The organism is Thalassotalea sp. ND16A, from assembly GCF_000764205.1.
In the GTDB taxonomy this organism is placed as follows: domain Bacteria; phylum Pseudomonadota; class Gammaproteobacteria; order Enterobacterales; family Alteromonadaceae; genus Thalassotalea_A.
On sequence record NZ_JQDZ01000112.1, the window covers coordinates 272435 to 287001 of the forward strand.

The 14567-nt window shown below is 40.7% G+C and carries 19 protein-coding genes and 1 pseudogene; 17 read left to right on the plus strand and 3 right to left on the minus strand.

What is annotated here, in order from left to right:
- The first annotated feature begins 315 nt into the window (after positions 1-315).
- Both ND16A_RS02915 and ND16A_RS02910 read left to right on the plus strand, forming a co-directional pair.
- A complete protein-coding gene (locus ND16A_RS02915) occupies positions 316-1038 on the plus strand; it encodes a class I SAM-dependent methyltransferase (protein ID WP_033078909.1) in 723 nt (240 codons plus the stop codon).
- Positions 1039-1183: 145 nt separating this feature from the next.
- Positions 1184-2635, plus strand: coding sequence for an MATE family efflux transporter (locus ND16A_RS02910; RefSeq protein ID WP_033078910.1), 1452 nt, complete (start codon positions 1184-1186; stop codon positions 2633-2635).
- Between the two features lie 86 nt (positions 2636-2721).
- Here ND16A_RS02910 and ND16A_RS20410 read toward each other — a convergent pair whose 3' ends face one another.
- Positions 2722-3132, minus strand: coding sequence for an energy transducer TonB (locus ND16A_RS20410; protein ID WP_052073274.1), 411 nt, complete (start codon positions 3130-3132; stop codon positions 2722-2724).
- 517 nt (positions 3133-3649) lie between these two features.
- On the opposite strand from ND16A_RS20410, the gene ND16A_RS02905 reads away from it, so the two are divergent.
- Together ND16A_RS02905 and ND16A_RS02900 are read left to right on the plus strand one after the other, a co-directional pair.
- Positions 3650-3889: a nickel-binding protein gene (locus ND16A_RS02905; RefSeq protein ID WP_033078911.1), complete on the plus strand. Its 240-nt coding sequence runs from the start codon at positions 3650-3652 to the stop codon at positions 3887-3889.
- Between the two features lie 190 nt (positions 3890-4079).
- Positions 4080-4472, plus strand: a complete 393-nt coding sequence (locus ND16A_RS02900) for an MAPEG family protein (protein WP_081945669.1) — start codon at positions 4080-4082, stop codon at positions 4470-4472.
- Positions 4473-4535: 63 nt separating this feature from the next.
- On the opposite strand, the gene ND16A_RS22060 is transcribed toward ND16A_RS02900, so the two are convergent.
- A complete protein-coding gene (locus tag ND16A_RS22060; protein WP_268746320.1) occupies positions 4536-4694 on the minus strand; it encodes a helix-turn-helix domain-containing protein in 159 nt (52 codons plus the stop codon).
- A gap of 99 nt (positions 4695-4793) precedes the next feature.
- A pseudogene (locus ND16A_RS22065) lies at positions 4794-5192 on the minus strand (sigma 54-interacting transcriptional regulator); the annotation flags it as partial.
- 154 nt (positions 5193-5346) lie between these two features.
- Here ND16A_RS22065 and ND16A_RS02895 point away from each other — a divergent pair.
- The 13 genes from ND16A_RS02895 to ND16A_RS02835 all read left to right on the plus strand — a co-directional run bounded on the left by ND16A_RS02895 (position 5347) and on the right by ND16A_RS02835 (position 14558).
- Complete coding sequence (locus ND16A_RS02895) at positions 5347-5988, plus strand: substrate binding domain-containing protein (protein ID WP_081945671.1); 642 nt, start codon at positions 5347-5349, stop codon at positions 5986-5988.
- 235 nt (positions 5989-6223) lie between these two features.
- The gene (locus tag ND16A_RS02890; RefSeq protein WP_033078914.1) at positions 6224-6592 is read left to right on the plus strand and encodes a VOC family protein; all 369 of its coding nucleotides are present in this window, start codon (positions 6224-6226) and stop codon (positions 6590-6592) included.
- Positions 6593-6728: 136 nt separating this feature from the next.
- On the plus strand, positions 6729-7316 hold the full coding sequence (locus ND16A_RS02885) for a polysaccharide deacetylase family protein (RefSeq protein WP_052073275.1): 588 nt from the start codon (positions 6729-6731) through the stop codon (positions 7314-7316).
- 33 nt (positions 7317-7349) lie between these two features.
- Positions 7350-7769 carry a GNAT family N-acetyltransferase gene (locus ND16A_RS02880; protein ID WP_033078915.1) on the plus strand — a complete coding sequence of 140 codons (420 nt, stop codon included), beginning with the start codon at positions 7350-7352 and terminating at the stop codon, positions 7767-7769.
- Positions 7770-8052: 283 nt separating this feature from the next.
- The gene (locus ND16A_RS02875; RefSeq protein WP_033078916.1) at positions 8053-8679 is read left to right on the plus strand and encodes an SGNH/GDSL hydrolase family protein; all 627 of its coding nucleotides are present in this window, start codon (positions 8053-8055) and stop codon (positions 8677-8679) included.
- Between the two features lie 224 nt (positions 8680-8903).
- Positions 8904-9164: a hypothetical protein gene (locus ND16A_RS02870; RefSeq protein WP_033078917.1), complete on the plus strand. Its 261-nt coding sequence runs from the start codon at positions 8904-8906 to the stop codon at positions 9162-9164.
- A 97-nt stretch (positions 9165-9261) separates the two neighbouring features.
- Positions 9262-9753, plus strand: a complete 492-nt coding sequence (locus ND16A_RS02865; protein WP_033078918.1) for a gamma-glutamylcyclotransferase family protein — start codon at positions 9262-9264, stop codon at positions 9751-9753.
- Between the two features lie 121 nt (positions 9754-9874).
- Positions 9875-10342 (plus strand): hypothetical protein, encoded by a 468-nt coding sequence (locus ND16A_RS02860; RefSeq protein ID WP_052073276.1) that lies wholly within the window; start codon positions 9875-9877, stop codon positions 10340-10342.
- Between the two features lie 109 nt (positions 10343-10451).
- A complete protein-coding gene (locus ND16A_RS02855) occupies positions 10452-11141 on the plus strand; it encodes a hypothetical protein (RefSeq protein WP_033078919.1) in 690 nt (229 codons plus the stop codon).
- A gap of 238 nt (positions 11142-11379) precedes the next feature.
- On the plus strand, positions 11380-11820 hold the full coding sequence (locus ND16A_RS02850; RefSeq protein WP_033078920.1) for a YtoQ family protein: 441 nt from the start codon (positions 11380-11382) through the stop codon (positions 11818-11820).
- Positions 11821-11928: 108 nt separating this feature from the next.
- Positions 11929-12840, plus strand: coding sequence for an urea transporter (locus ND16A_RS02845; protein ID WP_033078921.1), 912 nt, complete (start codon positions 11929-11931; stop codon positions 12838-12840).
- 82 nt (positions 12841-12922) lie between these two features.
- The gene (locus ND16A_RS02840; protein ID WP_033078922.1) at positions 12923-13780 is read left to right on the plus strand and encodes a delta-class carbonic anhydrase; all 858 of its coding nucleotides are present in this window, start codon (positions 12923-12925) and stop codon (positions 13778-13780) included.
- A gap of 235 nt (positions 13781-14015) precedes the next feature.
- Positions 14016-14558 carry a hypothetical protein gene (locus tag ND16A_RS02835; RefSeq protein ID WP_152593924.1) on the plus strand — a complete coding sequence of 181 codons (543 nt, stop codon included), beginning with the start codon at positions 14016-14018 and terminating at the stop codon, positions 14556-14558.
- Positions 14559-14567: the final 9 nt, after the last annotated feature.

Sequence of the window (14567 nt, forward strand, 5' to 3'; positions counted from 1 at the left end):
AAGTGCAGGTTTTTAGCGTTTAAATGAATTTAAGTTATGTCTAAATGTAAATGCGCAATTTTGTCATACCTCACTCTACAGACTATTGCTGTTATTTAAGCCAACCTTATTCGGCATGAAACGGCTAAAATTCCCAGCAAAAACGCGGTTCTCAGCAGCAGCAAAAAATCTATAAAATTTCTATAACGGCGTTTTATAAGTTTCTTATAAGACTATTTTTTGAGGTCTTGCTTTAATTCCCGCAAATAAATCGCAACAAGGTAAGCGATTAAATTTAACACCACAATTTAAAGCAAAAATTTAAAGGAAGTATTCATGCAAAAAATATTATTACCCTTACTTATGGTTACCACACTCATTTCTACTGAGCTTATCGCTGGCGATTTTTCTGAAAACATTAAACAAGCGATGTCATCTGACGTTCGTACTGACAAAGATAAAGATCGCGATAGAAACCGAAAACCGGCAGAAACGTTGACGTTTTTCGGCATAAAAGATGACATGAAAGTTTTGGAGTTGGTGCCAGGTGGTGGTTGGTATTCAAAATTACTGGCACCTGCGCTTCGAGATAATGGTCAATTTTATTTAAGCCTGGGTACGAAACACCTCAAAGACTCGCTACTAACAAAACAGCCTTTTGATAAAGTTAAATTAGTGGGCAGCGAAGGTTACGAGTTTGAAAATCTCGATTTTGAAGTTAACGATCTCGACGCGGTGCTGACGTTCCGTAATTATCATAATTTTGATGAAAAAGAACGTACCAGTGTGAACAGCGCTGCTTTTAAGGCATTAAAGCCTGGTGGCGTATATGGCGTAGTTGATCACACTCGTAGACATATGCAAAAAAAGAATGATGAAAATGGTCGACGTTTTGATCCGGTGTTGGCGATTAAAGAAATTCAACAAGCAGGTTTTGTGTTAGTCGATTATTCAAATTTGCATTATAAATCAGACGATGAGTTGCGTTATGAAGTGGGTCGAAAAACGGTTCGCGGAAACTCAGATCGTTTCACGTTATTATTCAAAAAACCAGAGTAACACTTTCTCGGTTAATCTGTGCGCAACAGCTGGGGAGAATATACCAAGTTGATTAAATATCTGCTCATATTTAATTAATTTGGTATGAAAACTCTCCATCAATCAAACTTCATTTCAGTCTCGCGTTAGTAAGAAAGGACCTTAAATGGAACATTGCAAGCAACATTGGATGCTAAATACGCCAATATTTAGGCTTATCTTGTCATGTTCGTTGCCGATATTGCCGGCGGTTTTTTTGTTATCTGCTTACGATTTATTTGAAACCGGGTTAATCGCCAGGCTTTGCTCTAGTCATCTTGCGGCATTAAGTTTTAGTGCGCCAGTAACTTTGGTAATGACAGGAGCAGCCATTGCTTTTTCTATTGCCACGAATAGTTGGATATGCCGCATTAAATCAGCGGTTGACCACAACAGTGGTATTGCAGAGCAAAATGAACTGAAAAGTAATTTACTACGAGCACTTATCTTAGTCGCCAGTTTAACCTTTATTTTATCTGCATTGTTATACTTACTTGCCCCGACACTCTACGTTTTGCTTGGTACTCAATCTTCTGCCCAACCTAGCATTGAACTTGGTATGACATCTTTGGTGACGAAATACACCGAAATCAGGTTAATCGGCTGGATACCTCTGGTACTGATTTGGCAAATTAATGGGGCATTGCGCAGTTTTGGTTATATCAGACAAGCCAGTGTGTTGTTAATCACCTGGATGTTGGTTAAATCGATGTTAAGCTATAGCTTAATCGGCGACGGGCAGTGCTCTCAGTTCTTGGATACCGGTATTCTCGGCGCTGGCTATGCTCACTTGATTTCAGATACCCTGTTTGCCTTACTCTCATTAGCGATACTGTTTCGTGACTTGGGCATAGCAAAGCAGCAAGTTACTGCGATGCGCTGGAAAAATACGCTCAAGCAAATGTCGGTCACCGGCCTCAATGCCAGTCTGCAACAATTATATCTGCCCATTACCATTGGTTTGCTTACTTTTTATGTTGCTACCATCACGGAAGAGCAAGTCGCACTATTAAGCATCATATTTCGCATCGAAGCATTAGGTTTATTTATTCCGATGGTTTTTACGGCTTCACTGCCGGGGGTATTAGCGGCAAATTGGTGGGCTGGCAAATTTGACCGAGTAAAAGCCTTAATTATCCAAGGGTTCGTTATTATTACTGTTACGCAAGTGTTGCTGGCTGTGGTGTTATACCTTAATGCCGAAATGATTGCTGCTCAAATTAGCCAAAGTAACCACTTACAGCACTATCTTCAGCATTACCTGATTTATGTTCCGGTGAGTTTTATCGGCGCAGGATGCACTATGTTGGCATTGTCATGTTTAAATGCCATAGGTAAATCGGCGAACGCCAGTGTGTTAGGTTTTGCCCATAAAATAGTGCTGATATTACTGTTTGCAGCCCTAGGCGGCTGGTATGCCTCAATAACAGGAGTGCTTGTCGGCATCGCCTTGGCTCATATAGTTTCATTAGTGTTAGTTTCCAAGTTGTTCATCCAAGCAATATGGCGACAAGATATGATGAAAGCGAAACCACCCAATGACTTCTTATTATTTATTACGGATGAAGAAAAGATATAAATAAGACACACACTGTAACTGATAGCCAATTACAATGGGTGTTTATTCTAGCGGTCATTTAGGGTTGGATGAAAAAACTAATAATTTTATTTCTTTGCGTAGGTATCAATGGCTCCAAATTTCAGCTTTACTTTTACCTGCTTTTCTTTCTGGTCAATTTGAGCGTATTTCCACTTTTTCACTGCGTTAATAGCACTTTTCTCAAAAATTCCTTTGGGGTAAGCCTCTTCAGCAAAAACTTCTGATACTTTCCCATTTTTTTCTATAGTAAAGGAAAGTAAAACATACCCATTAGTTAAATCTGTTAACGCTTGTTTAGGATAGATAGGCTCAATTCTCATAATGGGTTGAAAATGAGTTGTTTGACCTGAAGCCGTTGCCTGAGCATAAGCGAAATGACTACTACCAACAAACAATATTGTGATAAAAACTAACAAAAATTTTGATAGCAACTCTGTTTTTATGACCTTTTTTGTGATTTCTATTTTTTCATTCATAAGCTTTCTCTCTTATATTTTGATAACTAATAAAGCTGCACTTTCAGATATTAACGCTGTTTGAATATCATTGCTGTGCCTGGATTCATTGCGAAAAAAACGTTACCTCTTCAGTATGTTTTTTATTTTAACTATGGATTACAGTTGTAATCTATGGTTAATATTACACTTGTAATCCTTTTGTGCAATAGAAAATTTGCAGATAGTGAAAATGATCTATTACAGTGAGTTTTTTCTTGAAACAAGCTTGGTTTTAATTCAGAGAATGGTTTAAATAACAAAATAAATAAGCTCTGACATAGCTATCTGCGGATAGCTGACTGCTACCATGACCGGTTTGATTCGATTATTAACCAGCGGTTCCTCGATAATCGTGAATGACCACACTATAATAAGGATGTTGCAATCAACCAAGGCGATAAATAAGCTTAGACCGATCACCTTTTATTAACGGGTTGGGTGTTGATAAAAGGCATCCGGCAAGTACCTATCTTTATAGGGAGTAGGAGGAGTAACCATGCCAAAGTTCATCGATAGCCACCCCATGGAACCATTTTCAGCGGACCAATTGAAAAGTTTGCAGGATGCACCGCCGGACGAGTTCGGGGTAACGCACCACGACATACTGTTCAGTGAAAAGGACAATAAGATATATTGTGTGTTGGACGCTCCGAATAAAGAAGCGATTGAAAAGCATCATGCAAAAGCTGGTATTACCTGTGACTGTATCCACGAAGTGACGTCGACCCGAGGCTGACGGATAGCCTTTGGCACTTTAAAAAAATCAGAATTTGAGGCTCAATGCAGCAACAATCCACAAGTGCATTATGTCGTTCATCATTCACTGGGACAAATTCTCAGCGGCGGGCGCTTACGCGCTGTGGCTGCATTGTATTTGCCCTAACAGCATTGAGTAAAGCAGAATAATAACTAGGGAGAGGGATTAAATGACAATACCTTTATGGAGCGTCCTTTTTATAATTTTGATGCCTTTTGTGCTCGCCTTGGTAAGTGACTACATAAGATTTAAAGAGTTTGGCGTATTCGATAACGAACAACCAAGAGAGCAAGTTGCAAAATTAACCGGTGTTGGTGCCAGAACATGGGCAGCTCAACAGAATTCTTGGGAGGCGTTAATGATGTTTGCACCAGCTGTTCTAATCGCACACGTTGTTGGCGCCGACCCCATTCAATCGACTTATGCTGCCGTTGTTTTCTGCATAGCAAGAGTTACCCATTCAATCTGTTATATTTTTAATTTATCTACGATTCGCTCATTAAGTTATTTCGTCGCACTCGGTTGTTGTTTATGGTTATTTTTGTTGTCATCAAAGGTGTGAGATAACATTGCTGCACCGTGGCTTGCTGCAGATATACTTTACTTTCCCGTATAGTTGTAAGCTTTACTCACTCTCCTGGAGTTTTTTTAGTCGATAAGATAGCGCTGGTCGAGTAAGGCCCAGTTTTCTCGCGGCTTTCGAAACATTACCATTGGATTGAACCATCGCGGTCTCGATTAACTGCTTTTCTAGTGCCTCTAGGCTGAATTCATCGCCAAGCATTTCGTCCACTGCATAGGCGTCATTTATTTCATTAGGCTGTGATTTTTCAGCAAGTTGCCCTTGGCTATCGATAACATTCAGTGGGTGGCTCGGTTCTGACAGCGATGGGAATAAACTCGGCAAGCTAATCGTTTGATTATTATCGTTCAGGATCACGCCCCGTTCGATCATATTTTCGAGTTCTCTAATATTGCCAGGCCACTTGTATTGCATAAGTGCTTGCATCGCTTTATCGCTGATCCCTGAATTATTTTTGCCATACATGGCACTATATTTTTTCAGGAAGTGTTCGCAAAGTAATGGAATATCTTCGGTCCGCTCTCTTAAAGGAGGAACGTAGATAGGGTAAACATTCAAGCGATAAAATAAATCTGCGCGAAAGCGACCTTCTTTAACCGCTGCCTCTAAGTCTTCATTCGCCGCGGCAACAACCCGTACGTCAATTTTACGGGTGCGGGTATCGCCGATTCGCTCTAACTCACTTTCTTGCCGTACTCTTAATAGTGATGCAGTTGGAAAAAGATGTAGGCTATCGTTTAATGCTGCGTAACGCCAGAAAGATGATTTTGACCGAAGCGGGTCAAAAGCTTTTTAACCGGTGCCAACCTTTATTTAGTGAACTAGAGCATACCACAATAGAGTTAATGATGAGTTGGCGGAACCTTCTGGTTCACTCAAGGTGACAGCTCCGGTAAGTTTGACTAATGAGTTACTGGCCGAATGGTTCTTTCAATTTATGGAATGCTTTCCCAGAATTCAACGGGATCTGATGGTGGTCAATCGAAATATAGATCTGGTTGAAGAAGGTGTTGATATTGCGTTTCGCATTGGCGACATACGCCTACAAAATTGGATTTCAAGACCGGTAATGGAGTCTACTTTCAGTTTATGTGCCAGCTCAGACTATCTGCAACGACGGGGAGAACCTCAGCACCCTGAGGAGCTATATCAACATACTCTGATTGTTCCTAAGCGCACACAAATCTGGCATTTAGAAGGCCCGGATGGCGAGGAAGTGCATATAGATTGTGTCGCTCGCCTTAAAGTCGATGAATTAAAGCTTGCCGCCCGAGCCGCAGAGGTCGGGTTGGGTATTGTTAACCTCCCCGATTATGTTGTCGCAGAGGCGCTTGCACAAGGACGCCTTAAGCGGTTGCTACCTAACTGGAAGTCTCGTTCCAGGAAGATACATATGCTATATCAGGAGCGAAAATATATTCCAGGTAAGGTACGTTTGTTTATCGAATTCATTCTGGCTCGATTTCAAGCTATGGAAGCTTTAAAAAACCAATAACGGTTTGCGGGCGAAATGTGCCAGAGAAACGTTAGTCACCCTATTGAATTACTTGCCCTCATTTTAATTAAAAATATAAATTAGTTTTTATTTCTAAAAAACAAATACAGATTATTGCGTTAACATTTTTTCCACGTTAGATTAACAACTTAAATGAAAAACAGGTTTATTCTACTATCGGAATGTAGGAATGATCCTCTTAACTAAGCGGTTATGCAGCAGACGGACTTAATCTATGATCTCTCACACAACCTTGGGCACTAATAACCTGGTTAAGGCTGAATCTTTCTATTTTGAAATATTGGGTGCCATTGGTGGCAGACAAATTTTTAAATCAGATAAAGTGATTTTTTGGGAATTTGCCGGCGGCGGCTCAAAATTGGCTCTCACGGTGCCATTTGATGGTGAACCAGCAACTCATGGCAATGGCACCATGGTTGCGTTTAATCTCACTAGCAGTAATAAAGTAGATGAAGTGTTTTTGATGGCTATTGAGGCGGGTGCTACTAGCGCAGGAGAACCCGGGGAAAGAAATGAAGGAGCTTACTACGGCGCATACTTTAGAGATCTAGATGGAAATAAAATAGCCATTTTTCATAGATAACTTATCTAAAATGCACAACATGGTTTTAAAGTCGTACTCATAACCGTTGGCTGGATCCCACTTCGACTGACAGTATAGCCAACAATTATTCGCCGCTTAAAATGGCGCTACCTCAACTTTTATAACAGACACCAAAATGAAATTATATTTACTCTTATTGCTGCTTCTTTGCATTAGTCCATTATCCAAGTCAAAAGAGATAGCGATTACTTTTGATGACTCTCCGCGAAAGGCCGAAGGTTATTTCAATGGCCCTAATCGAGCCAAAAAATTAATCGAGGAATTAAAAAATCATCAGGTTCAACAGGTCGCATTCTTTTCTAATAGTAAGAGACTCGATGCTGAAGGCATACAAAGACTGAAAGCTTATAACCAAGCGGGTCATATCATCGCTAATCATACTCACAATCATCCAGATTTTAATAAAATTAGTTTGGAGCAATATGTCCAAAGCTTCTTGCTGGCAGATGCCAAGCTCAGTCAATTTAAGGGCTGGAAAATAATTTCTCCCGAAGAGGCTTATACCGATGCGATAGCCCAGTATCAACCACAACAAATTTTCCCTTATAACCCGGGACGAATTGGTGAAATTGCTCGAGATAAAGGGCAAAAAAAAGGACTTTGGCACAAAACTCTGGATGAAAAATATCTCGATAAACGATTTACTGAAGAAGTACTAAATCCTGATTCAGCAAACTTAAACATTTCAACCAACACTAATTAGCCGCTTCAGCTGGCATTAGGGATCATAATACATATGACGATAATTTATAGTTTTTCAGATAATCATCTTAAACAGCTTCATCAAATGTACCAAGACGTGGGATGGGGGCAAGACCGTTCAATTGAAGACATTATCGATTGCGTACAAGGCTCGCAAATTTGTATTGGTATCCTGGACAAAGATAACAACCTGATTGGCTTTACTCGTATCATTAGTGATTTTATCTACAAGGCCTTTATTTTTGATGTAATGGTAAATGCTGAGCAACGAGGAAATGGCTTAGGGCAAAAGCTTATCAGCATAGTTCAGAATCATCAGGCGTTGAAAAAGGTAAAACACTTTGAGTTATATTGTTTACCCGAAATGGAAGCGTTTTATGCAAGTGCTGGTTTCTCAACAGATGTAGGTGGTATTAAATTAATGCGCTGTACTAATGTGATACAAGCCGGATAAGGATGTACCCCTAAACGCTTGCTGTGTTCATGCCTGGCAAACTTTGATTTAGCCGCATAATCTGGCGTTACCAGCGTAAGGTACTTATGAGCATTTCGTCAGCTATGGTAAGTTGCAATAGCAATGAGGGATGAGGCACCGTCGGTGAAAGCTAGAATTCGCAATATTTTGAACGTCGGCTTTTACAAGAAAATAAGGTGAGATCCTGAATCTTTGGTTGAGGTTAATGCTATAACCGCTCTAAACTATGCCATTACCGCAATATCTTAAGGAAAACCATTAGATGCGAAATATATTATGTTTCGGAGATTCCAATACCTGGGGTTACATACCGGGCTCTGGTTATCGGTATGATCAAGCAACCAGGTGGACCGCGATGACTCAGTCATTGTTAGGCAATGAATTTTGCTTACATGAAGCAGGCCTTAATGGCCGCACCACGATGCGCGATGAACCGGATAGAGCCTTTCGCAATGGTTCTAAAATGCTAAAGCTCTATTTGGAAAGTTGCCGGCCACTGGATATGGTGATCATCATGTTGGGCACCAACGATCTCAAAGCAAGTTTTGCCCAGTCAGTTGACGATATTCGTGACGGTGCCAAGGCGCTCTGTGAACAAGTCGTGGAATTTGATTACGCGCCATATGATAATCCCGAAGTAATGTTGGTTGCCCCCGCGCCGTTAGTGGCATCTGCAGAGCTGGGCGAAGAATTTTCTCAGATGATCGCGTACTCTAGGCGCATAGCATCGGCTTATTATGAGCTGAGTAAAGAGCTGAATGTTCATTTTCTTGATGCCGGGCGAGTCGTCAAACCATCCATTATCGACGGCGTTCATTGGGACCGCGATGGTCATCATAACTTTGCCCAACACCTGGCCGCGGTGCTTCAGCAGTTGAGCGATAATTAATCACAAGCAACTCGAGTGCACTGAAGTTTGAGGTTGGTTTATTGGGTATTTATTGATGCCATGAGATCAAAAAAGGCGGCATTTAATTATAAAAATAGTATCTAGAACATTGCTTTAACGCTTTTTCCAAGTTAGATTGAATGGTTAAATTAACGGTTAGCAACTTCATCAGCCGGGGCAGGCAAGCCTAGTGCCAGTTTTTCCAAAAACGATAAGGATATTTTATGTTTAAACGCTTTTCTGTTTCGATAATTTTTAGTGCTTTTTTGGTTGGTTGTGCCAGTCAACCGGTAACTAAAGCTGTTAATGACAATTCACCAGCAAACACAGAACAACAACCACTGCAAACGGCGACTAACTCAAACCTAAATTCGGAAACGATTTCAATTATTGGCGGTGGCGTAGCCGCAATTTTGGTGAACCCTTTAGCGGGTGTTGTGGTTGGTATTGGCGCGTATACTATTTTAGAAAGCGATGAATTTTAACCGTTGGCTGGGTTTTGTTTCGCCTCACATTTAAGCCAACTGTTTATCGGCCAGTGTTTATTCGTTCATAGGGGGCGTTAACGGTGCAGGAGGTTTGGTGAAGTATTTTGCCTATGGCTCAAATATGTCTGTTGTTAGGCTCAAAGAAAGAGCCCCAAGTGTGGACAAAATTGGTGTTTTTATGCTGAAAGGGCATCAATTGCGTTTTCATAAGGTGGGTAAAGATGGCTCTGGCAAGTGTGACGCTTATCAAACCACGAACAAAGACGATAAGCTCTTTGGTGCTCTTTTTGAAATTACTGAGGCTGACAAGAAAGTGTTGGATAGAGTTGAAGGTTTAGGAGATGGTTACGAAGAAAAAGTCGTCACGGTAAAAAATGATTCGGGTGATGTGTTTGCCGCGTTAATGTATTACGCAACTTGTACTGATCCATCCTTAAAGCCTTTTTCCTGGTATCTCAATCACGTGGTTGTCGGGGCAAAAGAAACCAATGTGCCTGCTCAATACCTTGAGTTAATTCAATCTACACAGAGCGTGGATGATCCCGACCCCAATCGAGATGCTAAGCAACGTGCCATGTATAGGTAACAAAGCCTGCAATTGAAATCGTAACAAGTCGGCCAGTATCGCGACGCAATTTAAGCAACTATTATTCACCGCTTCTGGCCGGCATCAACATTTAAAATTATAAATAAAGTAAGGATTACTTTTGAAAACATTCACAAAAATTTATCTTTTTTCTATGGTACTCGCCATATCATTTCAAGCCACAGCAAAAGAAAGTTTTACTTTCGGTGCTGGTCTTGGCACTTTCTATAGCGGCTTGGGGGTGAACGTCGGAGTTCAATCGGAAACGGAGTTAAAATACCTCTCTTTTGGTTGCGTCAGCTATTCTTCTTTAGCAGGGGAAACATGCGGTGCTGGTATGGGCTGGGTAAAAACCGACCTGTTCAACTCAACCAATACCAAGCATGGTACCAGCATATACCTGGGTATTGTTGCTAGCGAGGACAATCACTTTGACGATGATGCTGTTTACGGTGTGGGCTTGGGCTACCATTATTTTTTTAATGGTATCAGTCACTCTGGAACTAACCTCGGTTTTACCATTACGGCCGGTAATGATGATGACGGTTTAGATATCGGTGGCATAATACAGCTCGGTTATCAATTTTAAACATAACCATTTCCTAAACCAGGACAATGTAACTGGCCGCTTCTCGTCTAATCAGTTACATTTTTCCCATTATAACAGCGTTCGTCCTACCCCTAAGGAATGACATTCTATGAAACTCATCTTTATCATGTTAGTCAGTTTTATTTCTATTGGCTGTAGTTCGGGGCAAGTGCACATGTATGGTCGCTATTTATCTGAGACTGAAATAAAAACAATCAGTGAGAACATAGAAAAACTAGGCTTTGATGTGGTAACTAACACTTCACCTTTTCCGGATACCGTTACTCAATCAACGTTAATTTACTCTCCTTTTTTGACTGATGATAACGGTGTAGATGATCTGCTTAATTCACTTTCTCAAATAGGTTGGCCTATAGAAAATACTGAATTTCTGGTCAATGGCAACCATTGGTTTAAAAAAAATAGTGTAGGCTTATACCTTCTTCCTGAAGGGATGAAACAAAACGATAAAATTCCGGTACAAGATCTGATCAATGAATATGAAAGCCGAGATTGTGATACATCTGTCAAAATACAGTTAAATCGAGATCAAACTTATCAATTTGTTTTTCAGTCAAAATCTAGCGAGAGAAATGATCATCTGAAAGGGATTTGGAAATTAAGAAGTTACCCTTACATCGAATTAACCTCATTTAATCAGCGCTGGTGGTTTTATTTCGAAATTGAAAAAAAAATTGAAACCGATAACGTAAGTAGCATTGAAATCATAGAACTTAAACCACTCGATTCATATAAATTCTTTCCTAATTGCAGTTTTGCCTACGGGCAACGAATTTAGTTATTGACGGTTAATTTGGCGTTTTATCTGCTTTCAAGGTTAAAAACGGTGTTTTTTTCTAACAAGTCAGCACTGGTGTCGTTAGAAGTGAATCGAATCTCAAAAGTAACAGTTAGCAATAATTTCACATAGTGGAATGAACTTAAGTAAATACCATATACTGAAATTGTCAGAACTCATGTATTATTTAACTAATGGCTCAAGGCCTATCGAAAATATCAACATATAGGACATAGTTATGAAATTTAAGGTTTATCTTTCTGGTGAAATTCATACCGATTGGAGAGAGCAAATTATTCAAGGTTGTCAGCAGCATGACTTAAACATCGAATTTTGTTCAGCGGTTACCGACCATGATACAAGTGACGGTGCTGGCGATATTCTGGGTGATGAAAGCCAGCCGTTTTGGCGCGATCATAAATCCGCCAAAGTGAATGCCATGCGAACCAAAACATTGATTGAGAGTTGTGATTTAGCCGTTATCCGTTTTGGCGATAAATACAAGCAATGGAATGCGGCCTTTGATGCCGGCTATTGTGCCGCGCTTGGCAAGCCCTATATCACTCTACATAGTGAGGAAATAGTGCATCCACTTAAAGAAGTAGATGGCGCAGCTCATGCTTGGGCGACAACCCCTGAGCAAGTTGTTGAAACACTAAAATATATCGCTAGCAGCTAATCTAAATCAGAAGCTGTTCAAAAGGTATTATGCCGCTGAACGAATAAGAAAGCACTTCAAGACAAAGGTTTGAAGTGTTGATGCGTATTATTATCTCAGGCGGTCTGTATGAACATCCCTTACAATCAGGTTACAAAAAGTTTTCTTCACAGTTTTGGTCAGATCATGCTGCAGGGAAACATGCTTACTGGCCTGCTATTCTTGATTGGTATTGGGCTAAACTCACCGCTAATGCTTCTTGGTGCCAGCATTGCAACACTCGCGGGTTTAGTCTGTGCTAAGCTTTTGCAATATGACTTAGACTCATTTCAAAACGGCCTTTATGGGTTCAATGCTGCACTTGTCGGCATCGCGGTATTTTTCTTTCTCCCGCCTAGCGTGTTTTCGCTAGCTTTGGTCATTTCTGGCGGTGTGCTAGCCACTGTCGTCATGCATTTTATGCAGCTGAAGCTTTCAGTCTTTTCGGCCTATACAGCCCCGTTTGTTATTTCAACCTGGTTAATTTTAACCGTCGTTAATATTGCCGGAATCGATAGGTTAACAGTTCCCCTGGCAACGACTACCATCGGCGACTTTTACTCGGTGTTGCGCGGAGTAGGGCAAGTGATGTTTCAAGATTACTGGCTTTCTGGAGTCGTATTTATTGCTGGCATATTGTTGCATTCATTCAAGGCTGCAACTTGGGCGGTTATTGGTTCCGGGTTGGGAATGTTAACTGCACGTATTTTTAGCTTTTCAGAAGACTTGCTGTTAGTGGGGAGCTATGGATTCAATGCCTGTCTTGTTGCCATCGCCCTCTCTGCTCATTTTGAGCAAAAGCGGTGGCCGGTACTTTATGGCATAGTACTTTCTGGCATAGTACTTTCTGTTTTGCTTACCCGGTTTTTTGAATTTATGCCGCTACCAGCATTAACGGCACCTTTTGTACTGTCTAGCTGGTTAGTCATTTTATTGGTTCGAATAAACCATAAATATGCCACTCATTACCAACGAAAAATCAAATCAACATTTTCAAACTAATTGAATTAACAACGGAGTGAATTTTATCGATATTTAAAATTCCGTCTATACTATTAGCTTTCAAGTAAAAGGATACATCACAATGGACACTAAACTTCGCACATTATTAGCAATGTCGGTATTGCTACCAGGGATAGCGCAAGTATCAGCGGTACAGGCCGGCTCAGAAGTTTCTGATGATGTCGTTGCCCAACAACGAATGATGCTAGCAAAAAATACCGCGGGTAAAGGATATGGCCCACAATCACCGCGTGATATTGACACCATTGCCGGTTCCAATAAGCGTTTATTCGGCGCTGCTGCAGAGTATCGCGCAATGAACCTGTGTAATATTCATTTTCATAAAAATGCTGAACATAAAGGTGGCGAATTTACTCAATATGCCGGTAACGGCGATGGTCATGGTTATCAAAGTGGTTTTGAATATTCAGGAAAATTAATGGCCGCAGAATTAAAATCGACAGGTAAAGGTGTTTGTCCAAGTAAACATGGTGCGCTTACTCCAGGAGATACTATTGAAGTGCATTATGTGCATTCAAGCGCGCAAGTCAAACCCGGGCCAACATTAAATTCTTGTATGAATGATGCCATTGGTAACCCGCAATTGCGGGTAGAAACACAAGTGTTTGTGTTAGTGAATGATAGCAATGCACTTGATTTTACAACCTTGACCGAGCACGGTGAAAAAAATGGCTTGCATCAAGCCGTAAATATCCCTGGTAACACCGGCACGCCAGTGCAATATGCGGGCTCCACCACAGGTCCTGGTTACAATGAATCAGGCTCGCCGTTTCAGGTATCCTGGAGTGTTCGACCGAGAGTTGCGAAGGTGAACGTCGACACGGTAGGGCAGTGGTGTGAAGGCAATGTGTTTAAAGAAGATCACGCGCATGGGGTCAGGAATCTGGTGATCAATCCAGAATTATTATCGGCAAAATAACCCGACTAAGGCGAGCCGTGTCAATTCCAGTATGCTCAGCCACCTTGGCTGAGCTTTTTATTGCCGTATCATTAATTATCCCCGATAAAAATATGACGTTATCGTCAGTCTTAAATTAATCTAATAAAAACAACCGTTTCAATACGTTTTTATGATTCTTTTCAGCTGGCGGCGGGCTTGTTTTAAACTGTAATTTGTTTTATCTTAGGCATGTTACCGAATGATATGGATTATTATGGCTTTTAGAAAAACCAAAACAATAGCAACCCTGTTTGACGAAGCTATTAGCAATGGTAATGTGATCGTACGTTCTGCAAAAAGCACCATAAACTCAAGTTCTAGCGCAAATTATTCAAATCAAGAAGCCTTAATCAATGGTACATGGATCATAACCAACAGGGTTTCTTTGTCAGACGCGGCAAAGTTATTTAATCAGTGCAGCCTTGCCACTATTTGGGGCTTTAAAAAGGTAGCCACCGATTTTAATAATTGGCATTTAGAGCCAGAGCCAAACCACATCGAAGCCCAACCAGACTCCGACGAACTATTAAACAGTAAGGCGATAATTGCCAAACTTAATGGTCAAATTTCCGATTTACAAGCGATTCTTGCCTCAGCCAAAGAAGAAGAACCAGCATTAATAAACCGTGTAACCTTGCAATATATCAATGACAGTCGCCGAGAAAAAATAGATTCAGCCAAAGAAGAAGCGCGATTAGAAGCGGAAAAAAATGCTGAGCAACAAGCCGATCAAGTTAGAAAGTTATTGAATTATTAAACATATTTC